Source organism: Janthinobacterium sp. B9-8, from assembly GCF_000969645.2.
In the GTDB taxonomy this organism is placed as follows: domain Bacteria; phylum Pseudomonadota; class Gammaproteobacteria; order Burkholderiales; family Chitinibacteraceae; genus Iodobacter.
This window is the reverse complement of sequence record NZ_CP014222.1, coordinates 2,633,435-2,656,872: the sequence shown is the minus strand read 5'-3', so window position 1 is coordinate 2,656,872 and position 23,438 is coordinate 2,633,435. Positions and strand designations below refer to the sequence as shown.

The following is a 23,438-nucleotide window of genomic DNA, read 5'->3' as shown; positions in this document are numbered from 1 at the left end:
TATTTAGTTCGCGCATTCGGTGGCAGATTTATTTGGCAAATGGCTTTGGGTTTATTTGCCGCTACTAGGAATAGCGTATGTCTCGTTCGCAATGGAGCTCTAAACTCGGCTTTATTCTTGCCTCCGCAGGGGCAACGGTGGGTTTAGGCTCAATCTGGAAATTCCCTTACGTTACCGCCATGAATGGTGGCGGTGCGTTTCTGCTTATTTTTGTACTGATTACTTTTACGCTGGGCATTGCGTTGATGCTGGCCGAAATCGCCATTGGCCGCGCTGCGGCATGTGGTGCTGTGGGCGCGTTTAAAAAGCTGGGCGGCAAGGGCTGGTCTGCCGTCGGCTATATCGGCGTGCTGTGCGGCTTAACGGTGTTTTCTTTCTATAGCGTGGTCGGTGGCTGGACCATCGGCTATCTGCTGCGCGCCCTCGATGGCCGAGTGATGAGTAACGATCCCAAGGCCTTGGGCGCTCTATTCGGGCAATATGTATCCAGCCCCATCGAGCCGATTATCACCCATGCCGTGTTTGCACTACTCACCTTGATTGTGGTGATGTTCGGTATTCAAAAAGGCATTGAGCGGGCGGGCAAGGTGCTGATGCCTGCGCTGTTTTTGCTGATGCTGGCGCTGATTGTTCGCTCCTTAACGCTGCCAGGTGCAGGGGCGGGCGTGGTGGCTTTTTTAGCGCCGGACTTCTCTAAAGTTAATTCAAAAATGCTGGTCGATGCGCTGGGCTTGGCGTTCTTTTCGCTGTCGGTGGGCGCGGGCTGCATGCTGGCTTACGGCTCCTACCTTGGGCGTGATGTAAAGCTGACCAATGCCGCGATGTGGGTAACGGGCTTAACCACCATGACCTCTATCTTGGCAGGCCTGATGATTTTCCCTGCCATTACCGCCTTTGGCTTGGATGCCGCAGCAGGCCCAGGCCTCACCTATATGACCATGCCCGTGGTGTTCAATCATCTGCCCTTTGGCCAGTTTTTTGCCGCCGCTTTCTTCGCTCTGCTTTTAGTTGCTGCGCTCACCTCTTCAGTTTCTTTGCTTGAGCTGATCGCGGTGTATCCGATTGATGAATGGAATCTGCCCCGTAAAGCCACCACCGGTGTGATTACCCTCTTGGTGTTTCTGGCCGGTATTCCCGCCTCGCTCTCGTTTGGCGTGCTGGGCGAATACAAATGGTTTGGCCGCAATGTGTTTGAGCTGATGGATTACAGCGCATCCAATATCCTGTTGCCCTTGGGTGGCATCGGCACGGCGCTGTTTGCAGGCTGGAAAATCTGGCCAGTGATCGAAGCCGAGCTAGAGCTTAGCCCTGTTTTAAACTGGGGAATGAAGTGGATGTGCCGCATCGTGGCGCCGGCTTTGATTGCTTTGATTCTGGTTTACAACCTGTAAAGGGGCTTACTTCAGATTCATTGCCCGTCTTCCCCGAATGCAATTTTCGGGGGTCTGGCGGGGCGATTGGATTCCCGATAGAAGCACTCGGGAATGACGAATTGAATTCCCACGTTGATTAGCCCGTCATCCCCGAAGGTATTGATCGGGGATCCAGCGAAGCGACTGAATTGTTGATAAATATGCGCGGGCATGACGATTTGGATAACCTTACCGTTTATCCCAGATCCAGTGGCACAAGCTTGTGAGTGCTCTGTGGATAAGTGAGGCAAGTGCTTGATCTGAAGGTGGCTTTTTTGACTGATTAAATTTTAAGCAAAGAAACTGCCGCAACAATAGGTATTCAACAGACAAAGGCCAGCAGAGATGCTGGCCTTTGTCTTATCTGGCTTTTTGCCAGCGCTTTTGCAAGCCGTCAAAGCTTAAGTAGAGCGCGGGAGTGATGTAGAGGGTGATGAGTTGCGATAGCACTAGGCCACCAACCACCGCCACGCCCATAGGTTGGCGCAGTTCAGCACCTGCGCCTATGCCAATGGCGATGGGCATGGCGCCCATAATGGCGGCGAGGGTGGTCATCATGATGGGGCGAAAACGCAGTAAGCAGGCTTCACGAATCGCATCCACTGGCGCTTTGCCTTCTTTGCGCTCGGCCTCTAGCGCAAAGTCGATCATCATAATGGCGTTTTTCTTGACGATACCAATTAGGAGCAAAATCCCAACCATGGCGATAAAGGTGAGCGGCAGGCCGACAATAGCCAGCGCAATGAGCGCGCCAACTGCAGCGGAAGGAATGCCCGCCAGAATGGTAAGCGGGTGAATCCAGCTTTCATACAGCACGCCTAGAATCACATAAATCACTGCCACGGCCACCAAAATCAGCCAGAGCTGGGTGTTTTGGGATTGCTGGAATACGGCTGCGTCCCCTGCAAAAGCACCAAACACTTTGGATGGCAGCTGGATTTCTTGCTTCAGGGCTTCGATCTTGGCTGCTGCTTCGGAGAGCGTTTTACCTTCGGCCATATTAAACGACAACGTGACCGCAGGCAGCTGGCCTTGGTGGTTGATAGCGTTATTGGTCATGATGCGCTCGACGCTGGAAAAGGCCGAGATCGGCACCAGTACGCCGCTATTGCTGCGGGCATAGAGCTTATTCAGCGCCGATTCATCAGTGCGATATTCATCAGAGAGCTGCATCAGTACTGAGTAGCTGTCTTGCGGCAGGTAAATGGTGCTGATTTCACGCTCGCCAAACGCGCCATACAGCGTTTCGCGCAGGTTTTGCATATCGATGCCCAAGGTTTGCGCCTTGTCTCTGTCGATATTTAGCCTTGCTTGTAGGCCACGCTTTTCGGTGTCTGATGTGACTTCGGTAAAAATAGGCGATTGCCGCATGGCACGCATCAGCTTGTCTGACCAATCACTTAGCTCGTCCGATTGCACGGCTTGCAAGGTGTATTGGTAGCGACTTTTGGAGCTACGCGCGCCAATTTTCAAGTTTTGTGTCGGGTTAAAAAACACCGAGATGCCGGTAATGCCGCTGGTATCTTTACGCAGGCTGGCTACGGTTTTTTCCATAGAAAGGCGCTGATTGCGAGGTTTGAGGCTAATAAACATCCGGCCACGATTACCGCTAGATAAGCTGGAAACCACCACATTTACATTGGGGTTTTTTTGAATTCGCTCGGCGACTTCGGTGTGCAATTTCAGCATGGCAGGGTAGGCAATATCCTGCGGGCCTTCGCTGCTGGCCTGGATCTGGCCGATATCTTCTTCAGGAAAAAAACCCTTGGGCATGGATTGATATAACCAAGCAGTGAGCACAAAGGTGGTAAGCGCAACAGCTAACATCAGTTTGCGTCGGCCTAAGCTCCAATCCAGTGTGCGCTGATAGCCGCTGAGCACGCGATGAAAGCCCCGTTCAAAAAAGCGGCTCCATGCGGGCACATGGGCGTCCGGTGTTTCGTGCTTAATATAACGTGCGGCCAGCATCGGGATCAGCGTGAGCGCCACTACGGCAGATACCATAATCGCTAAGGTGACGACGGCGGCAAATTCATGGAACAGCAGCCCAATGGTGCCGGGCATAAAGAAAATCGGAATAAACACGGCAATCAGTGATACCGAAATCGATACCACGGTAAAGCCGACTTCTTGTGCGCCCTGAATGGCGGCTTCCATGGGCTTCATGCCGTTTTCAACGTGGCGCATGATGTTTTCAAGCACCACAATCGCATCATCTACCACCAAACCAATGGCAATGGTCAGCCCCATCAGCGAGATATTATCGAGGCTATAACCCAGCCAGTGCATCAGTGCAAAGGTGGCAATCAGCGAGATCGGTAGCGATAAGGCCGGAATCAGTGTGGCTGCAGCACGGCGTAAAAACAGCAGAATTACGCTCACCACCAGCAGCATGGTCAGCAACATGGTGAGGTTGACATCGTGAATCGCTTCGCGCACAGATTGCGATCTGTCGTTCAAGACTTGCACATTTACCGAGGCAGGCATTTGCGATTTAAGCTGCGGCAAGGCGGCTTTAATGGCATCAACTACGGCCACGGTATTGGCGTCGGACTGGCGCATCACGGCCAGTACGATCGAGCGTTCGCCATTAATCCAGCTGCCGCTTTTCACGTCTTGCACGCTGTCTTCTACTGTGGCGACATCGGCTAAGCGTACCGGTTGCGTATTTTTTTGCGCAACAATCAAGTTGGCAAAGTCGGCGGCGTTTTTAAGCTGTTCATTGGCTTGTAGCGCCAGCACTTGGCGCTTGCCGTCGAGCTGGCCAACAGGGCTGTTGGCATTGGCGGATTTCAGCGCGGCGGATAGCTCGGCCAGCGTCATATCCCTTGCGGCCAATCGCTCCGGATTAACTTGCACCCGTACAGCAAAGCGTTTTTGCCCGTAAATCGTGACCTGCGCTACGCCATTCAGGGTAGAGAGCGTGGGGGAAATCAGGTTGTCGCCGTAATCGTTCAGCTCGGCCAAGCTCATCGATGGCGAGTTAATCCCCACCATTAGCACCGGTGCATCCGCAGGGTTTACTTTGCGGTAGCTCGGCGGGCTGGTCATATCTTTAGGCAAGCCACGGGAAGCGCGATAGAGCGCAGCTTGTACGTCAACGGCCGCATCATCGATATTGCGATTGGCGTCAAATTCCAGCGTCAGCGATACCTTGCCCTGAGTGCTGCTCGAGGTAATGACGGCAAGGCCGGGAATCGTTGAAAATTGCTTTTCGAGTGGGGTAGCCACCGAAGTCGACATCGTTTCCGGGCTGGCACCGGGTAAGCTGCCAGACACCTCGATGGTGGGCATATTAAAAGAGGGCAGGGCAGAGATCGGCAGATTAAACCAAGCCACTACCCCGGCTACAACGATAGCCAGCCACAGGAGTGTTGTTGCGATGGGCTTATTAATGCTCAGTAAGGAGATATTCATTTTGCGGCACTGGCGGCAGTTTTCGGCGCACTTGCGTCACGCTTTTTGGCTTCGCGAACTTTACTGCCTTCACGCAGATTTTGCCCACCTTCTTTTACCACTTTGATATTGCTGCCTATGCCGCTGACCACAGCACGCTCGTTTTCGACTTGCAGCAATTCGACCGGAATTGATTTCACCGTTTGATCTGCCTGAATGGCAAATACAAAGCGATGATCCGGGCCAGTTTGCACTGCTTGAGTCGGCAAGACCACGGCATTTTTAAGTGTGCCAGCAGCCACTTTTACTGGCACAAAAGCACCGGGCCAGAGCAGATTTTTAGGATTGGCAAATTCTGCTTTTAAGGCAATGGTGCCCGAGCTTGAATTGACCGCATTATCGATAAAGCTCAGCTTGCCTTGTAGCGTATTGCCATCATACAAAGAAGCGCTTACTAAAATTGGTCTGGGGGCACTTTGCAAGGTGGCAAGATCGCGCTCAGGCAGGCTAAAAGCCACGGTAATCGGGTCGAGCTGGCTGATGGTCACGAGGGGGATGGCAATGCTGGGCTGCACATAGCTACCGGTATGGACTTCAACCAAGCCAGCTCGTCCACTCAGTGGTGCTCTGATTTGCGAATAAGAGAGCGTTATTCTGGCCGCATCCACCGCTGCACGTTCTGCAGCCAGTGTGGCTTGTAGGGTTTCTAATTTGCTTTGGGCATTGTCGAGCGCGGTTTTAGAAATAAAGCTTTGTGCGGCCAGCTCTTTAGAGCGGGTGTAATCCCGCTCTGCCGCAGCAAGCTGGGCTTGGTTTTGTGCGAGTTTGGCAATGGCTTGGCGCACATTGGCTTCGTCTTCCCGTGCGTCCAGGCTAAATAAAAGTTGGCCCGCGCTGATCTGATCGCCTTCTTTAAAATGGACTTTGCTAATGAGTCCGTTTTTTTGTGGGCGTACTTCTACCTGATCAAGCGGGCTAACGTGGCCTTGGGCACTTAAATGAAGTGCAATATCAGCCGTTTGAGTTGTGGTGGCAATAACCTGTTGTGGCGGGCGTTCTGCTTGTTCTTTTGTTGCTGTTTTACCGCAGCCAGCAAGGGCTAAGGCAAGGAGGGTCAGGCTATATTTAGTCATTCATAATTCCAGCACGAACACCGCGCCGGAATCGTACGGTGATCGCAATCATAGTCAGGGCCACCATCAGGCCAAAGCCTGTAATGATGGCGTACATAGGCGGTATTCCGCTGATTTGAAATTGATGCGCCACGGCTTTACTCGCAGCTTCGGTAACGGGCTGGCTAAGGTATTTCACCATCAGGGCATGAATCCCTACCATTACTAATATACCAATATTCTCATTAAAATTTTGCACGGCAATAGAGTGGCCAGCACCCATGAGTGTATGACCTCTGTGTTGCAACATGGCGTTTAATGGCACTACAAAGAAGCCTGATAAACAGCCCACAATAAACATCAGAAATGCAGCAAGCCAAATATTGTGAACAAACAGCATACCGATCACCATAATCCCCATGGCAATCCCTGCAGGTAGTACGCTAAATGCCTTTTTGAGCGGAACACAATGGCCGGCAAGGATTGCGCCTGCCGCAATGCCAAATGCAACTACTGCGACTAGCTGAGTCGCTTGTTCCATGGAAAAGTTCAACCAAATAATGGCCCAGTTCAATACGACCAAGCGCATGGTGGCCCCAGCACCCCAAAAGAGCGTGGTGACGCCTAAGGATAACTGGCCTTGAGGGTCTTTCCAAAGCTTGGCGACGCATTCCCAGAATTCTTTAATAAGCGCAACAGGCTGAAGCTGCAGCGGCTTTAGTTCTACATTTAGTTTAGGGATGTAGCAGTTCAGCCAGGATGCGGCCAGATAAAGCAAAATAATTGCGGCAATCGCAAAAGTGGCAGGGGAGAAGAACTCACCTAGTACGGTGCTGTTAAGCCAAGGGGCAACGTGCGAGCCGGCAAGCAAACCACCTAAAATGGTGCCGAAAATAATAGCGCTGACGGTTGCACCCTCTAGCCAGCCATTGGCTGCAACGAGTTTTTCATGCGGTAGGTATTCGGTGATGATGCCGTATTTGGCAGGGGAGTAAGCCGCAGCGCCAAAGCCAACTAAGGCATAGGCCATAATCGGTGGCAGGCCAACCAGCATTCCTAGGCAACCAGCCAGCTTGATGCCATTGCAAATCATCATTGCCTTACCCTTATGCATGGAATCAGCAAAAGAGCCTGCAAAGGGGGCAAGGACGACATAAGACACCGTAAAGCACCAAAGCAGCATTGATAAATGCCATTCGGGTGAATGTTGCTCTTTCAGTAGCGCAAGCGCAGCAAAGAAGAGGGCGTTGTCAGCAAGCGCAGATAAAAATTGCGCGCCAAGAATAATGAAAAATCCACGATTCATCTTGGAACAGTACCCTTTTTTATAGTGTGGGGTTTATATCACGAAACGCGATATAACGGCATTATCGCTGTTGCATTGAGCTAGCTTATGCTCTCTGCTTGGCTGCCCTCATCATAAGGGCTATGTATCTAAGGCTGCGTTGATTTGGCCGATCCTGCTGGTACTTAGGTAGGCTTACTGTAAGTTGGATTAAAGATTGAGCCGTTTGTTCTGAGTTTGCCGAATAAGTAATATAAATTGATTTAACATATTTGTGCTGTTTGGTTAGTAAGTTGTAGTTTTTGCGTACCGATGACTTATAGCCCTGGTCATGACGCGTGCAACCCGTTCAGTTGATCAAACGACTTGTGTGATGGTGTGATTAGCGGGAACGATAATAGTTTCTGTGTTTAAGTATTTATGCTGCTGTAGTGGCTTTTTAATATAGATCTGCTTTTAGCACAGCTCTTTAATGGCCATGCCAAAAGAGCTATCTTCATTCTTCTTTATAAAGTCCCGCCCGCCTCGTACATTAACTGAAAGCTCAGCACTCCCCTTGTCATCAAACAAAAAGGTGCGAATTGGGGAGACTGTTTTTTTGCTGCAATTAATTTGTAAGTCTGCTTCGATACGGGTAATGCTGCCGTTTTCTGTTAGCTTGGGTTCTGATAAATCATTGCGGATGCGGGTAGTGATGATTGCTCCTTTTCGGATCTGGGTATCCAGTACCGAAATCAGATTGCCTTCGGGTGTGCTGCCTAATTCCTGCCATTGACCCGCATAGCTTATTTTGGCAAGGCAGAGCATCAGTAGGCCAGCCAGGGCAAAGGTTTTCATAATGTGTGCCATGTTAGTGTGAACCGACTGATCATAAAAGAATGCAATGATCGTGTTGTGCGGCAAAGTACCCTTAGGGAAAAACACCAAATGGCAGATATATGTCATTCACATCGCCTGATTTATTCTCATTAATTAAAATAATAAGCTCACTGCACTGGTTTTTGTTTTGCTTTTTAAAGTGAAATTGCTTGAGTTAATTATAAAATGAGTAATTACTTATATATGGAAATGAATTCTTATTGTTTGATAATTAATTAATTGTCGGCTAGAGTTATTTCTACACTTGAAATCAAACAAATGAATGCATGTAATTAAATTAATATATAAGCGTAATCTTCTGGAGTGGATATGAATACTTTTAAATCTTTTGCATTGAATGTGTTATTCCTTTTTTCAGCAACATTCTCTTCAACTGTTTCTGCCCAGCTGATTAATTTTGATACTCTGGGGCAAGACAGTGCCGTGATTAATAACGGCTATGCAGGTTTTAACTGGTCAAATTTTATTTCGATGAATGGTACTTTTGTGCCAAATTCAGGTTTTGAACGTGGCGTGGTTTCCGGGCCTAATATTGCATATAACCAAGATGGTCTTGCTGCCTCGTTTTCGCGTGAAACGGCTTTTACTTTGCGTGATATGTATGTCACCAAAGGATTGGTAGCGGGAATAACCCACTTCGAAGGTTATATCGGCGATACACTCACTTTTTCTAGAAGCGTATTCTCTGGCACAGCCGCTCCAAGCCATATTGTGTTTGACTGGGTAGGCATTACCAAGCTGAAATTCTTTGGCGAACCCGGCACATCAGAAACAGTGATCGACAATATACATGTTGCCGCTGTGCCAGAGCCTGAAACTTATGCCCTTATGGGCCTCGGCTTACTTGCTGTGATAGTGGCTAAGCGCCGTAAACGGGTCTGAAAAAATAACCGGCCAGCTGTTCGAATTGCGGCCGGTTATTTAATTAGCGCTGTAATCGTATCAGGCTTGGATTTAAACCATCTGATAAAGAAAGTTCAAACTGCCCGCCAGCGGGTACGCCTGCTAAATCAATCACAATTTTTCCGCCTTGCGCCTGATTCGCCAGTAATTGGCGTGACTTGCCAAGATGCATCACGCTTAAATAGGGGTATTGTTTGATATCCCAGTTCATCACCAACTTACCTGCATTTTCCTGCCATTGCACTTTGGCCCCGCTTGGGGGGCTGGCTGTAGCGCCTGCACGAGTTTGGCCTTGCTGCCTATCTAATCGCTTACCTTTATGCCAAATTTCAATGGATGCCAAGGGGCCAAGCTGGGGCACGCTGATAAAAAAGTGCGCTACTGCGCCACGGGCATCAGCTACTTCCACCGGATTAAAGCGCTGAATAATGGGTTTGGCGTTTGCACGAATTAAATGCAGCTCGTAATCGCCTTTCGTCACAGCTTTTATATTGCCGCTGCGCGAGGAGATAGGGTCAAAGCTCACTCCTTTTTCACTAATGCTGCCTGATATATCGATCAGATTCATCGGCAGGGTATACCCTGCAGCTTGGGGGGCGAGTGCGTAATTATGCTGCTCTAAAAACTCTTGTACCTTGGCGTAATTGTAGTCAGAGAACCATCGTCCATCGCAATACCCCATGATGTCGCTATTATTATCTTCGTCCAGCGTAAGCAATGTGTTGCTTAGAGGGTCAAAGGGCAGGGTGTTGCCGATTTTTCCATCAGAATAAGGGAATGATTTGTCAGGATTACGCACCCCACCGCAAGGCGCGTGAGGCCGGCTTAGATTGTGCCCCAGCTCATGCCCCATTGTTTTTAGGTCGTTATCGTAATTGGCATCCAGCCCAATGGCGGTGCTGTTTGCACTGCCTGAGCCAATTGGATTGACATAGCCCAGCCCTGCAATACCACCGCTAAATCGGGGATCAGGAACTAAGCCATAGTAATGACGGCCACTACCTTCTTTAATACGCAGCTGGCTTAGTTCAGAAAGTGCCTTGTTCCAGCCTGCCGAACCCGTATTGGCGTTATCGATGCTTTTCATTTCGGTGGTTGAGCCGACTGTGGTGAGCTTATACGGAGCGCGAAAGCTGATATTGAGCGAGTTGCTGGCGAGCGGGAAAATATTACTCAGCATTTGTCGCACAGCCATTTCGTCGGGGGCTTTGGCGCTAATGCGATTGCCTTTGCCATCATCATCAATTTGTAAGGGAACCAGCACTAAATCCATATTGGTGGATTGACCAACAATGGGATTAATACTTTTGCTTGAGCCATTGCTTACTTTCTGTTCAGGATCAACATCGACGCGCAGGCTTAGGCCGGATTTAATCCATTTTTCAGGTAATTTTACATTAAAGCTTTGGGCCAGCTGGGCACGGGCCACTGATGCTGGGATAAAAGCGGGGCCGCTCATTTCCAGGGGCTGGCCTTGTGGAAGACCATTGAGTGAGGCACTGAGCCAAACGCGTGGGCTAGCCAGCTTGCTGGTGTTGGTGGTGAGGCTGGCGCGAACAATCGTCGTTTTGCCGGGGACTAAGCGCTGGTATGGCTCGCCAATGAGTTGCGAGTAATTTTGTACTACGGCTACGCTTTCTAAATTAATCGTCGGTTTAGTCGGGGGCACTACAGTAGGTGGTAGGGCGACCAGCTTAAAGTTTCCGGCAGAAATAGTTTGCGTACCTGCCTTTAATACCACTTCGCCATTGCCGTTGGCAGGAATTTGCAGGGTAAGCTGAGTGGATGTTTTGCTGATTATTCTGGCGCTATTGCCCCCCACAGTGGCGCTGCTTACTGTGTCTAATCCTTGGCCTGATAAGTTGATTTGGCTATCAACGGGGCCGCTTAAGGGGCTCATTGCACTGATATTGAGAAGGGGGGTGACTTCAAAACGTGTATTGCTTTGTAAGCTGCGTTTTCCCCAGATTAAAGTCAAGGGGCCACTCAGTGCGTTTTCGGGAATGATGACATCAAGGCGGCTATCTGCGCGGCCTTGAATATGGGCTGCTTGCTTATTGGCAAACAAGACTTGCTCAACTTGCTCCATTCCCTGGCCAAGCAAGCTGATTGTCTGCCCTGGCAGCCCTGCGGCAGGGCGCAGTACGGGTTGAGCCACGGTCTGCCAAATCTGAACAACCTGAGCTAATGTTTGTATCTCTCCATTTTTATCTTCAAAGCTGATAAAACCTGAGCGTGCCGCCGCCGGAATGCTTACGGAATATTTATTATTGGATTGGCTGATTTTGGGCAAAATAACGCCACTCAGCCGCACACTTTTAATTTGATTTAATAGTTTGCCAGTCAGCGTCAGTGTATCGCCAGTGTTGAGCTCGGTGCTCGATAGCTCATCAATTTGCGGTCCATAAACTGTAATTTTCTGGGCGGCCTGAACAACATTGCCTTCTTTATGCAGAGTGAGCATGCCTGATTGCGCAGCTTGCGTGAGAGTCACCTCGATCACTTGTTCAGAGATCACTTTAAAAGGCAGCTCTGCCTGATCAATAAAGACTTTTTTGACTTGAGATAAGCCGATCCCTTTGATGGTAATCGTATTGCCCTCGCTTGCTTCAAGCGGATTGATACTGTCGATTGCAAAAGGCGGGGCAGGAGGGAGTGTTGGAGCAGGGGCAACCGGGGTTGCCGTATTTGTGGGGGTGCTGCCAACTGGCCCGACTGAATTAATGGGTGGCGTGGCTGCGGGGCTTGCATTAGGTGCGTCTGAGCCACCTCCACCACCACAAGCGCTCGTGATTAAAACAATGCTTGAAGTGAGGAATAACTTGCTGGTTTTTTTTTGCGCGAGTTTTTTAATGTTTGAAAACACAGATTGTCCTGAGGGGTATTAGAGGAGGCTCAGACGATCTGCTGTTTATTATGCCGAATGAGTTGGCGCATTCTATGTAAATCAAACAGCTGTTTATGTAATATAAAGTACGTAAGTAATTTCTAATACATTGGCTTTTTATTTGTGAAAGTAATGTGTCAATTAAAATTAAACGTTTGCTATCTTTATGAATTTAAATAGAAAAATAGAAATGAATTGGCCAAGGCAAGCTAGGTATTTTATCTGCATGGCAAGCAGAGCCCATATTCCTCTACGATGAATACCCTAGCTTGCAAGCTAAGCGTTTCGCCGCTGGCGGCGTAATGTCTGAGCGCTTTGCCAGCATGTCAGCATAATGCCCAACCAGATTGGGATATAAGTACCTAACCCTGAGGCACTGAAAGGCTCGCCCAGCACAAATAAAGAGATAAAGAACAGTAGTACGGGCTCTACATAACCCAAAATACCAAGCAGGCCAATAGTGAGTAATTTACTGGCCATTAGATAGCAGACAAAAGCGGTTGCCGTCATGATGCCAAGGCAAGGCAGTAAAAACCATAATTGGGGCGCGCTTTGTAAAGCATCGGTGGCTGCGGGGTGCAGGTAAAGGAGCGCAATTGCGCCTGGTAAAATAAAGAGGGTCTCAAGCAAAAAGCCACTAAATGGGTCGAGATGCAATGCTCTGCGTATCATTAAGTAGGGCGGATAGCCCAGTGCGGTCACCAGTGTTACCCAAGAGAAAGCCCTTGTTAACCAAAGCTCATGTAAAACGCCCGCTAAGGCAAAGCACACTGCAAGCCATTGCAAGCGGCTGGGGCGTTCTTTGTAAATAAAAAAACCAACCAGCACCATGACCAAGGGTAATAAAAAATAGCCCAGTGATACTTCTTGCAAGCGCCCTTCAAGCGGAGCCCACATAAACATCAGTTGTTGGATTGCCAATAAAAGCGCGTTAACAGGTAAAGCAAGCCAAAGAATGGGTTCGTGCTTAAACCGCGCTAGCGTGCTGCGCATTTTAGTGCCGTGTTTGAGTAGGGCGAGTAAGATCAGCATCGCAGGCACGGTCCAGACAATGCGCCAAGCAAAAATGTCTAAGCCCTGTAAAGGCGTGAGCTGAGTGCTATACCAGCCTAAAACAGAAAAAACCAGCGATGCAATAAGCGAGAGTAATAAGCCTTGGCCTGAGAGCATACGTTATCTTTTTACGGTGATAAGGGATTAAAAAATGTTTTTGTAGCTGGGTAGGTCAAGAGCAAATAACCAAAAAATGAATGTTTAGCATTTTTTAAGGTTTTGATTGTTTAAAAAAATGAGCCTTGATAATACCACTTGTCATGCGGCTTTCGCAGTCCCTGTTATCCCGCCTTTTAACAGTAAAGATAATCAATATATAATGCCCGCCAGCATTTATGATTTGAAATAAGCAGTTTGCTGGAGGCCTGTTTAAAAGTCTGCACATTATTTGCTGCATCTGAAGTCTTGATTATTATTTTAGAACATGCTTGTGAGCTGGATTATCAGGAAAAAATTTGTTAGTTTTGCTGCTGGAAAAGTAAATAAAATAGATATACAGTGAAATTGTCTGCTGCGCTTTCAACTTGTGTTCTTGCTGAGAAAAGTAGATTTGGCTAAGTACACTGGATTTTTATAATTAAAATACCTTACTTTGCATCTCGGTTTTCTATTTTTCTCTTAACGCTGATCGTGTGCTGGTTTTAGTTTGTTGTTTTAAAGCATTATTTTTATAAGCTACAAAGCAGGTTAATACATTAAACGGCATGCTCATTACATTTTTTGAAAAAAACAAGCTTTGATTTGTCATCTATTTGTAAAATAATTCTTTGCATGATGTGCCTTATTATAAAAAAAATTAAAAATGACACTATGACGGCTTTCCTTCGTTTTTTATTTATCCCAAGCTTTTAGCAGATTGCTTTGGAATTCTATAACTCCGTTTTGCCTCGTTTGTATGGCAAATCACTATATCCTGTTATTGACTGAGATTAATCATGGTAATTACAGATCTTGCCCCACAGCCTTTATGGCGTCATTTCGACACTATTTGTCGCTTTCCTCGTCCGTCACGTCATGAATCCGCTTTGCGTGATCATCTTCGTGCCTGGGCATTAGAGCGTGGCTTGGCCGTGCAAATTGATAAGGGTGGAAATCTCATTATCCGAAAGCCTGCTTCGGCAGGCATGGAGGATCGGCAAGGCGTGGTATTGCAGGGCCATTTAGATATGGTGGCGCAAAAAAATGCCAATTACGCTCACAATTTTATGGTTGATCCTATCCGCACCCGGGTTGAGAACGGCTGGGTCCATGCCGAAGGCACCACGCTGGGTGCAGATAATGGTATTGGTGTAGCGGCGGCTTTAGCTATGCTGGAAAGTAATTTGCCACATGGCCCGCTGGAAGTACTGCTCACTGTGGACGAAGAAAGCGGCATGACAGGCGCACGCGCGCTGGAGCCAGGTGTCTTGCAAGGCCAGCTATTACTTAATCTGGATACAGAGGAATGGGGCGAGGTGTATGTGGGTTGTGCGGGCGGGGTGGATATTACCCTGACACGTAAATTAAGCACCGAGCCTTTAGCTGCTGGTTTTGATGTTTTTGAGATTTCGCTAACCGGCTTAGTGGGCGGGCATTCGGGTGTGGATATTCATCTGGAGCGTGGCAATGCAATTCGTTTGCTGGCCCGGGTGATGAATGCAGCCAGCCGTGAAATTGAAGCCAAACTGGTGTCCTTTAATGGTGGCACTTTACGCAATGCTTTGGCACGCGAAGCTTTCGCTAAAATCTCGGTGGCAGCCTGTGATGCACCGCGCTTGGCAGAGATTGTAGATAGTTATCAGGCCTTGTTCCGTGATGAATTAGCGGGTACAGATCCAAATCTAACGATTTCCTTAAAGCCTTCTACGGCGGATACAGTGCCAATAACGGCTCATGCGCGTTTAGCGCTTGATATGTTGCTGGCCCTGCCACATGGTGTGCGCTGCTGGAGTAAATCGCTGCCGGGCGTGGTGGAAACCTCCAATAATTTAGGCGTGGTAACAATTGATAACGGGCGTTTTGAGGCCGTTTTAATGGTGAGGTCGCTTAAAAATATCCGTATGCGTGAGCTGGCTGACGCAATTACAGCGGTTGGCCGTTTAGGTGGCTGTGCGGTAGAAGAAGAAGGCGAATATCCGGGCTGGACGCCCGATCTGAAATCGGCTGCTTTAGCTTTGCTGCAAAATGTGTATCAGCAGCGTTATGGTGAAACACCCGCTGTGCAAGTGATTCATGCTGGGCTTGAATGTGGTTTGCTTGGGGCGGCTTATCCAAAAATGGATATGGTGTCTTTTGGCCCAACGATTCGAGGTGCGCATTCCCCGGATGAGCGGGTAGAAATTGCCTCAGTGGTTTCTTTCTGGGAATTGCTGGTAGATGCTTTAGCTGCCGTGCCTAAAGCTTAAGTTTGTTTGATATGCAAAAAGGCTTGCTTTTTAATAAGCAGGCCTTTTTATTTAGCTCGCCATTTTCAGGCCAACTACGCCGCTGACAATCAGGCATAAGAAGAAAATTCGGGTAGAACCGAGCGGATCACCAAATAGCATAATCCCGCCAATTGTTACGCCCACTGCACCCAGCCCGGTCCAGATTGCATAAGCTGTACCGGCAGGAATTCCTTTCATGGCATAAGAAAGTAATGCCATATTTAAAAAAGATAAAGTAACTGATCCCGCCACAACCCAAGGGTTAGGATTTAATTGAATATATTTTAATGATAAAGCCCAGACAATCTCAGTAAATACAGCAACGCCTAATACCAACCAATAGCTAAACATAAATAGTGCCTTGCACACCACGGGCTAATCGATCACTCCGTATCGGAAACCCGGAAGAAATACGGAGTAGGCCATTTTGCTTAAGCGAGTAATCGAATTAAACCAATAGCATAGATAAGGCGGTATTTTCTTTGATGCGAGGCCTAAGAACAAGGGAAATAGTGGCTGTACAGGCGTAAAAAAGCGGGCAAAGCATGCCCGCTTTTTTTGAAGGACAAAATCTTACTTGCTGTTATTCACCATATAGTGAACTGCAGCAGCGAATTCTGCATCTGTTCCGCTATAGCCACCCTTGGCTGGCATCGCATTTAAGCCCTTAGTGGCAATTGCAATGGCACCTTCAACGCCGTCTTTCAGGCGTGGAGCCCAAGCCGCCTTATCACCCAATTTCGGAGCGCCTGCTAAGCCAGCTGCATGGCAAGCCATACAAACTGAATCGTAAATTTCTTTACCCTTAGTGGCTGGGTCAATAGCGGCACCGGTAGCAGCGCTTTCAACCTTTGGCTCTTCAAATTTAGCACCAACCGCATTGCCCATATAAGCCACTGCACGTTTGACTTCATCATCAGTTAAATCTGCTGCACCACCTTTAGCAGGCATCGCGTTAAAGCCCTTGATTGCATGGGTCCAGAGCGTTTCAAAGCCCTTAGAAATACGAGCCCCCCAAGCGCCAGCATCGGCGAATTTAGGTGCACCGGCCAAGCCAGTGCCATGACAGGACAAACAGACCGCTTCGTAAACCGCTTTACCATTTTTAGAGCCCGGAGGGCCACCATCTACAATCTTGATGCTGCCTACAGGTTGTAAGCGTGCAGAAACGGCTTCTGTGGTCATGGTGGAGCGCGTTACATCAACGCCGCTGCCTGAGGTAAACAGCTTGATAAGCAGATAAACAAATAGCGGCACCCCAATCACTGCCGCCAGAATCATGCCAGCAATGCCCTTTGACGCTTTCACGTTGCTACCGCTCATTGTCATCCCTTTTTATGTAAGTTCATGAGTTGGAAATAAAACCATATACGATTGAGGGTGATTATACCGACATTTTGCAGCAAGCAACAAAGCCTACACGTAGACTGAGGCGCATAAACACGTTATTATGCGGTCCTTCCTGTAGTGCGCTCATAGCTCAGTTGGATAGAGTGTCAGTTTCCGAAGCTGAAGGTCGTAGGTTCGATTCCTACTGGGCGCACCAATCAAATCAAAGACTTAGACGCTACACTTGTGCCAAGTGCCACCTCTTACGTGGCTTATGGTGTGCGTATTGGTGCTAGTTCTCCCTTTTTATCCCTTCCTTTGTCTGTCCCGTTCCCTACTGATGATGTATGTATTGGTGTGCGTAAATGTGTGCGTATCCCTACGCTAGCTCGCATCAAGCCTGTTTTGCTGCATAAATCCGGTGGTAATTATTTCCTACGGATGCGTGTTCCGTCCTCTGCTGTGCGCTACTTTGCACAGTCCCAGCGTAAGCACTTCTTGGTATTCTCCTTACAGACCGATAGTGAACTAACCGCAACAAAACGCTTGCAAGCTATATCTACGGCCTTCACTTCTTTTACTTCTATTGAGGCCAGTAATATGGATGAATATAAAAACACGCTGAAAGCACTTGCACGACAGACCATTGATACGGGTTTACCTCCTATTGAAGCGATTCAAAGCCAGATTAAGCAAAGCCAGAGTGTTATTCGGTATGCAACAGGGGAAGAGTTCAAAGAAGCAAGGGAAGAGCACCAAGCTATCTTGGAGGTGAGTAATGCCCAGCTTGAAGCACACGCTCAGGGAAGCTTGGAGCCTATCAAGGGCTTGTTGATTCCTGACTCAACATTAGAGGTACACCGTACCGGCTCAGAGGCGTCTATTTCAGAGTCTCTTAATAAGATAGAGCCTACTGGCGTAGAGTTAAAGCCGCTGGTGCTTTTTAAGGACTTAGCCGCCAATCTTGCAGCACAGCAAGTTAAAACAGGGCGCTGGTCTGAAGGGTCGCAAGTTACTAACCGCCAATACTTCAATACTATTATTAAGCGCATGAATGATGCTTGGGGTTCAGAGGATGTTTACGCAAGGACTTTGGAAGATTGGGAGCGTCTGCAAGAAACTTTCATGGATGATGGTGTGCTGCCTTCTTCTTTGAATAAGTACATTAGTGTGTGTAAAGCGGTGATGAAATACGCGGGGGATAAGGTCAGCAGAAACGACTTAACGCGCTTAATTAATATCAGTGATAAAGAAGATAACAGGGGCGTGTATACACCTGCACAGACCCGTCTTCTTGTTCAATCTGCATTATCTGGTCAGTCTGGTAGACCTGAGTTAGACCAAGCTTTGATTATCGCGGCCTATACGGGAATGCGGGCTAATGAGGTTGTAGGCTTAATGCCTGATGACTACTTGATTGAGAAGGGCAGGGTAGCTGGTATTCTTATTCGCAACACTGAGAGGCGTACATTAAAGAATAAGGATTCCCAGCGAGTTGTCCCGACACCTATATGGCCGATAGACCAACTTACAGGCAAGCAATGGCAACCTGATGTAAACCTGTTCGCACAAGATGCTTCCTATAAAGGGGAATCCGGCAAGCTATCGACTAACTACCGCCGCTTTATGGTCGCCTGTCATCCCGATCTATCGCTTGATGAAGACGGTAAAAGCTTAGTGTTTCACTCTCACCGTGGTGCTGCTATTACAAGAGCGGCCCGTGCTGGTGTTCCAGAAGCAGAATATGGTCAGATTATGGGGCATGCTGGTAGTGGTGAAGGGTCTAAAACGTATCTTGCTAAAGCTAAGTGCTTGGACGATGTGAAGTACCTTGTGGATGTGGTGAAGCGTATGAATGAACCGCTAAAGTGAGCACGTAGAAACGTGGTTGCGTGGTATTGATATGGCTGAGAGCTTTAAGCGGTCGATGGTAGGACGGGGAGATGTGGGTGGTTCATCAAGCTACGGAAAGGCCACACACCCTAATACATACGTACATCATATTGTGAGGGCGAAGCCTTGGTATGGGGACGCTCTGGATTGGAGGGGGAGGCATTGCCTCTGCGGTACGCACCTTTAGTGTTTAGGTGCGTACCTTGGTTCGCTCCTTGTGGCCACCTAGTGAGCTGCAATAGTTCAGCTACAGGCACAAAGGCCGACTTAATCAGGTCGTTCGCAATATAAGCAAGGGTCGCGCGGTTGGTTGAGGGGTCTACATGCGGCTTCCTTGGTTGTCTGCATCATAAGGCGCTGCCTCCTTTGATCTAACACACAAATTTGTGTCGCAGGTAATTAGCACTGCTTACACATTTGGCGTACATCCTTGCTGCCATTTCTTTGGTTTCTTCCCATGTCATGCCTGAACAATACAAATTAGCCATGAAGCCATAGCCTGCTAAGTATCGCTTGCGGTCGTCTAGGGTCATTGCATCCCGTGGGGCTTTACCTGTGACCACCTTCCATTGGCTTGGGGTGAGGTCGGTAAGTAACTGGCATGAGTCGCGGTGTACCTGTTCCTGCTTGCATATTGTTGTTGCTATTGATATTAATAACGACACACTGATTACAGTCACCATCCATAACCACGGGTCATTATTTGTAAAGGTTAAATGACTTAACACATATGGTAAATATATTGCATACCCAATACTTGTAGCTAGAATACCCATTAGTTGTTCTTTTCTACTGCGCCCTAAGCCAACATTAATGACTAAAGGTATATATGGCGCTAGGCTCGGCAAGAGAAATGCATAGATAAGCCCTTGCCACGCTGGGGAGCTTGGGCCTGAATTTAAAGACGTAGACGCTACATAAACAATTAAGAACATTAACACTAATAGAACGAGTATTAATACGCTTAATAATTTCCCTTGGTGGAATGGTGGTTTCATTTTATCGCTCTAATTGCTTCTATCCATTCAGTGCTTCCATTGTTATTTAGTAAGTATTTTTCTTGTTCTTCATTGCTGGCATTATCCCAGAATGGCGACCAGAACCACGTCCACCAGTATGCAACGTCTCCCTGAAGTGCTCCTAGTGCAGTAGGGCCTATATGGGGGAAGACTACCCAAGGCGGCAAAGGGGTTAAGTTCAATAAGTCTATAACCTTTAGAAGTGGAATAGAGTTTGTAATCATTTCAATTACCGCCCCGTTGAATTCACTTCTTACAGAAAAATTAATAGACTCTCCTTTGTCGTTTTTGAAATAGCCTTCTTGAAATGTATTGTTTTTCACCCCATTAAATGTAGATGCAAGGAGGAAAATTAATACATTTGCGTTGGCCTCTGATGTCATAAATTGAAGACGATATGCGTAAACCCCCTGATCTACTAAGGAGTCTTTAATTGGAAATTTAATTAAATTAACCCCCTCTTTTGAAAGTAGATGGGCTGTGTAGATTTCAGATAGGTCATTTTTTGGTTGAAACAGTTTAGCAATCATTTTAAATCTTCTCTGTATAAAGTGTTTGCATCAAAAGCGACAGTTGATGGTAATTGGTTGGTGTTTTCTATCGTTGCATCTCCCGTACTCTTTCTTGTGTACCGGTAGATGGTGTATTTCTTATCGCTATCACCAAGACCATTGGTGTTTATTATTAATAAATGTTCTTTGGCCCCAAGGTAAAGCCAATTGGGTCTGCTTTTCTCTGCAAAATCTAAACGCTCTATTTTATTTGCGTCGGCATCATAAGAGAAGACGATCCCTTGTAGAGCGTTGGCTGTAAATTCCCCTGAAATAACTAATGCGCGTGCCTTTTTGCCAACACAAGCAATATGCAAGGATGACCCTCGGGAGTTCTCTACGTTGCCGAATAAAGGTAGTTTCTTCCTGTCTTTCCCTATTAGGTAATAAACGTGTGTGTCGTATACCTTAGCGTCACGCACAATTGAGATTTGTGTTTTAGGGTCTAGGCGGCAGGTTTTTACGACCTCGGCAGCATGGGTGAATGAGGCTAGGGCAAGGCTACTTGTAGTGACCCTAAGCCATAATGAAATATTATTCGCTTTCAATTGTGAATTTGTATACGTTATCTGGCTCGATAAATTTACCTATCGCTTCTTTTTTTGATTTGTAAAATTGTCGTTTATTGGTTGTGTACTCGGTGAATTTTACGCCGCTAGGGTAATCTTCCCCTTTTTCGTATTGGTATTCAATTTTATTAAAAGTAATTAACTCTTGAGGGGTGATGCGAATTCCGGTGCAAGATGCAAAAAGACTTGGTAGTTTTAAAAAGACAACAGGTTTTTCTTTGTGGTTAATTAAATATACCGATGTGTGCCTGATTGCTGTTCCGCTGGCCGATGGAGAAACACTTTCAAAGCAGGTATAGTCTTTTGATAAATAAACGTCGGTGTTCCTTCCCAAGTCCTCTCTGCTTGTCGTTTCGTTAGGAAAGGCCCTTGCTTTAGCTGTTTTTAAATACTTACCGTCAATGCTAATTAATCCATTGCTGATTGATACATGGCGTTGTTGACCTTCAATCTTCCCACTCCATGAGTATTTTATGTTTTCATTGGGGGGTGTACTAAATGCTTCAAGCTCATGTTTATCTGCGGATTTAAAAATAGTGCCGGATAAGGTGGAATAGTAGTTCTCATACCCATCATAAGTATTTCCAGCGTTTGCGAAAGAGGCTAAGAGTAATAAGCTGGCTAGTGGGGCTTTATGTCTCATCTGTATTCTTTGCCTCCCGTTGCTGTTAGGTATTCTTCGTTATGTGTCCAAAAGATAGTCTTGCCGTGTGCTGCTGTTGATTTCCACACGTATTCGTATGTGCCACGCACTGATGAGTTTACTTCTTTGTGAGTTTTCTTATTTCTAACTTTCCAGTAAATAGTAACAGGCTTGCTTTTTTCTTCGACGCTAAAAATATTATGTGCAGGGTCGCCAAATTGAAAACCATCTTTTACTTTGGGGTGATTTCTGTAATTGGTTTTAAAATCAACACCATCCCACCAATAAGCTCCATTGGATGGGTCATCCCCTTGGTTAGCTATTGCTTTAGTCGCACAATCCAAAGCTAAGGCCATGCCAGTATCTTTGCTAATTGCTTCGGGAGTGGCCTCCATTAGGCGTTTAAATCGTGGGTTTCCGTCTGAAATGGCGTATGTATAATTAGGGTCTGCTAATAGCAATTGATTTATTGTTTTGTCTCCCCAAGCTCTTGCGCGATTTGCTACAGCAAAGGCTATGCCTCCAATTTCTGCTGGTAAATTTAATGCGGAAGCTTCACCGTAGGCAATAGCCGCCAGTTTCTTTGTATTTTCGTTTAATTGACTCATGCTTGAGGTATCCAGAAAGTAGCATCACCTTTTGATTTCATCGGAAATGCAGAAGTAACGCCGTCGGCATTGAGTAGCCCTTGGTGTAGTTTTTCTTTACCTGAATCTATGCGGTATGCGAGATTTAATGGTGTGCCATCTTCACTTACTGCCATGAAGTAATACTCTAGTTCATCTTCGGGGGATTGAGTTGCCGCCGCTATAGCCGCTGCTGCTGCAATAGCTTTCCCTGCGTTACTAGCTGCATCTGAAGACGCCGCGCCGCTGCCTTCGTACGAACGCCCTACCTCTGGCATGGATGAGATTAGAACAGCTCCACATGCCGTCTTATGGCCCTCTAATGCAACGGGCTTGTCGTCAACCTTCCACGAAGGGTCGCCCTCAATAATTGGGCAAGAGCCGTGTCCTTGAATTGGACAGCTAACCATATCCCCAACGCGTGCAACGGCTTTGCCAAAGAAGTTACTATGCGCGGCTCCACTTACTACTACACCGCCGTGGCTGGTTTGGTCGCCTATGCGTATTACTCTTTTCATGCCTACTGCCTATGGGAAATCAAGATTAGTACGGCAATCTTAAGCCTCGCTTACTAGTTTAACAATAAGAGGTATGGTGTATTGGGTAGAAGCATAGGCGTAATTAATGCACATCAAGACTAGGGCGTGTGGTTGCGTAATAGACCCATTCTCTAATGCAAAAGAGGCACAGGACGTAATAGCCTCTGTGCCTCTCATTTAGTTATCTGATTGCTTAATTGTTAGCTCTAGCCGGTAGGTGGTGTACCTACAGCGCCTTAGCCGTAGTAATACTGTCTTTCCCAGCGCTTAATCTCTTTGCTTTCTGCAATTGCTTTACGGCTCTTTGCATCATTTGGCGCTATAGGCTTAGTCACTTCTAAAGTCACGCTTAAACCTAGGCCATCAAACAAAAGACCGTAAGCGAGGTCTAAAGACGTAATGTCATCTTGAGGCATTTTACGTAAGGAGGGGGTGCACATATACGCTTTCTCAATAAGTACATCTAGGTGGCATAGTTGGAAGTAAAAGTGACGGCGGGATATTTCAAGAGTAGCGAAGGTGTGTAGGGATAGGGTAATCATGATTGCTTCCTGCTGTACCGAGTTAGCCCCTGCGGCGATAGTTTCTACTTATGTGAATTCTGAGCGCAAGACTTTCGTATCATCTGCGAGGTGTTCTGTGTGGGGTGCTGGGGCGATTTTGTTGCTTGCAGCGGCATAGTTGTACTCTGCCTGTTTTAATCGCTGCTTAAGCATAGCCTTTGTTTTTACTCCAATGCCTCGTGGATTGAATACGTAAGCTCCTCTGATGAACTTTGCGCGGCTGATTGCCCCGATGGCTATTAGTGTGGATAAAGCCCGTGTAACAGTCCGTAGCGCTGCATCTGTTTTAGTTGTTAGCGTGTGTTTGGGGTGGGCTTCAAATGGCTTCTTTTTTATAAGTTGGTAAATTCGTGCTTCGAGTTGGGTCATTCTGG

19 protein-coding genes, 1 tRNA gene and 1 pseudogene are annotated in these 23,438 nt (G+C 47.3%); 5 read left to right on the top strand and 16 right to left on the bottom strand.

Features of this window, described 5'->3' with window-relative positions; genetic code table 11:
• Positions 1–77: 77 nt before the first annotated feature.
• Positions 78–1,391, top strand: a complete 1,314-nt coding sequence (locus tag VN23_RS11835) for a sodium-dependent transporter (RefSeq protein WP_046350692.1) — start codon at positions 78–80, stop codon at positions 1,389–1,391.
• A 381-nt stretch (positions 1,392–1,772) separates the two neighbouring features.
• Here VN23_RS11835 and VN23_RS11830 read toward each other — a convergent pair whose 3' ends face one another.
• From VN23_RS11830 to VN23_RS11815, 4 genes are all read right to left on the bottom strand, one after another.
• Positions 1,773–4,829, bottom strand: a complete 3,057-nt coding sequence (locus VN23_RS11830; RefSeq protein WP_046350693.1) for an efflux RND transporter permease subunit — start codon at positions 4,827–4,829, stop codon at positions 1,773–1,775.
• Complete coding sequence (locus tag VN23_RS11825) at positions 4,826–5,941, bottom strand: efflux RND transporter periplasmic adaptor subunit (RefSeq protein WP_046350694.1); 1,116 nt, start codon at positions 5,939–5,941, stop codon at positions 4,826–4,828. Before VN23_RS11825 ends, VN23_RS11830 begins: the two co-directional genes overlap by 4 nt.
• The gene (lplT, locus tag VN23_RS11820; protein WP_046350695.1) at positions 5,934–7,226 is read right to left on the bottom strand and encodes a lysophospholipid transporter LplT; all 1,293 of its coding nucleotides are present in this window, start codon (positions 7,224–7,226) and stop codon (positions 5,934–5,936) included. Before lplT ends, VN23_RS11825 begins: the two co-directional genes overlap by 8 nt.
• A gap of 435 nt (positions 7,227–7,661) precedes the next feature.
• Positions 7,662–8,042, bottom strand: a complete 381-nt coding sequence (locus tag VN23_RS11815; RefSeq protein WP_156455191.1) for a hypothetical protein — start codon at positions 8,040–8,042, stop codon at positions 7,662–7,664.
• 351 nt (positions 8,043–8,393) lie between these two features.
• Between VN23_RS11815 and VN23_RS11810 the strand changes: the two genes are divergently transcribed.
• Positions 8,394–8,966 (top strand): PEP-CTERM sorting domain-containing protein, encoded by a 573-nt coding sequence (locus VN23_RS11810; RefSeq protein WP_046350697.1) that lies wholly within the window; start codon positions 8,394–8,396, stop codon positions 8,964–8,966.
• A gap of 43 nt (positions 8,967–9,009) precedes the next feature.
• Here VN23_RS11810 and VN23_RS11805 read toward each other — a convergent pair whose 3' ends face one another.
• Both VN23_RS11805 and rarD read right to left on the bottom strand, forming a co-directional pair.
• Entirely contained in the window at positions 9,010–11,853 is a 2,844-nt protein-coding gene (locus tag VN23_RS11805) for an IPT/TIG domain-containing protein (RefSeq protein ID WP_046350698.1), read from the bottom strand.
• A 297-nt stretch (positions 11,854–12,150) separates the two neighbouring features.
• The gene (gene rarD / locus VN23_RS11800) at positions 12,151–13,044 is read right to left on the bottom strand and encodes an EamA family transporter RarD (protein WP_046350699.1); all 894 of its coding nucleotides are present in this window, start codon (positions 13,042–13,044) and stop codon (positions 12,151–12,153) included.
• Between the two features lie 818 nt (positions 13,045–13,862).
• Here rarD and VN23_RS11795 point away from each other — a divergent pair.
• Entirely contained in the window at positions 13,863–15,311 is a 1,449-nt protein-coding gene (locus tag VN23_RS11795) for an aminoacyl-histidine dipeptidase (RefSeq protein WP_046350700.1), read from the top strand.
• A gap of 51 nt (positions 15,312–15,362) precedes the next feature.
• On the opposite strand, the gene VN23_RS11790 is transcribed toward VN23_RS11795, so the two are convergent.
• Both VN23_RS11790 and VN23_RS11785 read right to left on the bottom strand, forming a co-directional pair.
• Positions 15,363–15,683, bottom strand: a complete 321-nt coding sequence (locus VN23_RS11790; protein ID WP_046350701.1) for a DMT family transporter — start codon at positions 15,681–15,683, stop codon at positions 15,363–15,365.
• Positions 15,684–15,905: 222 nt separating this feature from the next.
• Positions 15,906–16,655, bottom strand: a complete 750-nt coding sequence (locus tag VN23_RS11785) for a c-type cytochrome (protein ID WP_046350702.1) — start codon at positions 16,653–16,655, stop codon at positions 15,906–15,908.
• A 146-nt stretch (positions 16,656–16,801) separates the two neighbouring features.
• Between VN23_RS11785 and VN23_RS11780 the strand changes: the two genes are divergently transcribed.
• Both VN23_RS11780 and VN23_RS11775 read left to right on the top strand, forming a co-directional pair.
• A tRNA-Arg gene (locus VN23_RS11780) sits at positions 16,802–16,878 on the top strand.
• Positions 16,879–16,940: 62 nt separating this feature from the next.
• A complete protein-coding gene (locus tag VN23_RS11775; RefSeq protein ID WP_156455189.1) occupies positions 16,941–18,533 on the top strand; it encodes a DUF6538 domain-containing protein in 1,593 nt (530 codons plus the stop codon).
• 392 nt (positions 18,534–18,925) lie between these two features.
• Here VN23_RS11775 and VN23_RS11770 read toward each other — a convergent pair whose 3' ends face one another.
• The 8 genes and pseudogenes from VN23_RS11770 to VN23_RS11735 form a co-directional block, all read right to left on the bottom strand.
• Positions 18,926–19,552, bottom strand: a complete 627-nt coding sequence (locus tag VN23_RS11770; protein ID WP_046350704.1) for a hypothetical protein — start codon at positions 19,550–19,552, stop codon at positions 18,926–18,928.
• Positions 19,549–20,103, bottom strand: coding sequence for a hypothetical protein (locus tag VN23_RS11765; protein ID WP_052746444.1), 555 nt, complete (start codon positions 20,101–20,103; stop codon positions 19,549–19,551). Before VN23_RS11765 ends, VN23_RS11770 begins: the two co-directional genes overlap by 4 nt.
• Positions 20,100–20,672: a hypothetical protein gene (locus VN23_RS11760; RefSeq protein ID WP_046350705.1), complete on the bottom strand. Its 573-nt coding sequence runs from the start codon at positions 20,670–20,672 to the stop codon at positions 20,100–20,102. The genes VN23_RS11765 and VN23_RS11760 overlap by 4 nt, the downstream gene beginning before the upstream one ends.
• Positions 20,659–21,336: a hypothetical protein gene (locus VN23_RS11755; RefSeq protein ID WP_046350706.1), complete on the bottom strand. Its 678-nt coding sequence runs from the start codon at positions 21,334–21,336 to the stop codon at positions 20,659–20,661. The genes VN23_RS11760 and VN23_RS11755 overlap by 14 nt, the downstream gene beginning before the upstream one ends.
• The gene (locus VN23_RS11750; protein ID WP_046350707.1) at positions 21,333–21,944 is read right to left on the bottom strand and encodes a hypothetical protein; all 612 of its coding nucleotides are present in this window, start codon (positions 21,942–21,944) and stop codon (positions 21,333–21,335) included. The genes VN23_RS11755 and VN23_RS11750 overlap by 4 nt, the downstream gene beginning before the upstream one ends.
• Before the next feature lie 275 nt (positions 21,945–22,219).
• A pseudogene (locus VN23_RS22145) lies at positions 22,220–22,480 on the bottom strand (PAAR domain-containing protein); the annotation flags it as partial.
• A 257-nt stretch (positions 22,481–22,737) separates the two neighbouring features.
• Complete coding sequence (locus VN23_RS11740) at positions 22,738–23,043, bottom strand: hypothetical protein (RefSeq protein ID WP_046350708.1); 306 nt, start codon at positions 23,041–23,043, stop codon at positions 22,738–22,740.
• Between the two features lie 48 nt (positions 23,044–23,091).
• Positions 23,092–23,433, bottom strand: coding sequence for a hypothetical protein (locus VN23_RS11735; RefSeq protein ID WP_156455188.1), 342 nt, complete (start codon positions 23,431–23,433; stop codon positions 23,092–23,094).
• Between the last annotated feature and the right edge of the window lie 5 nt (positions 23,434–23,438).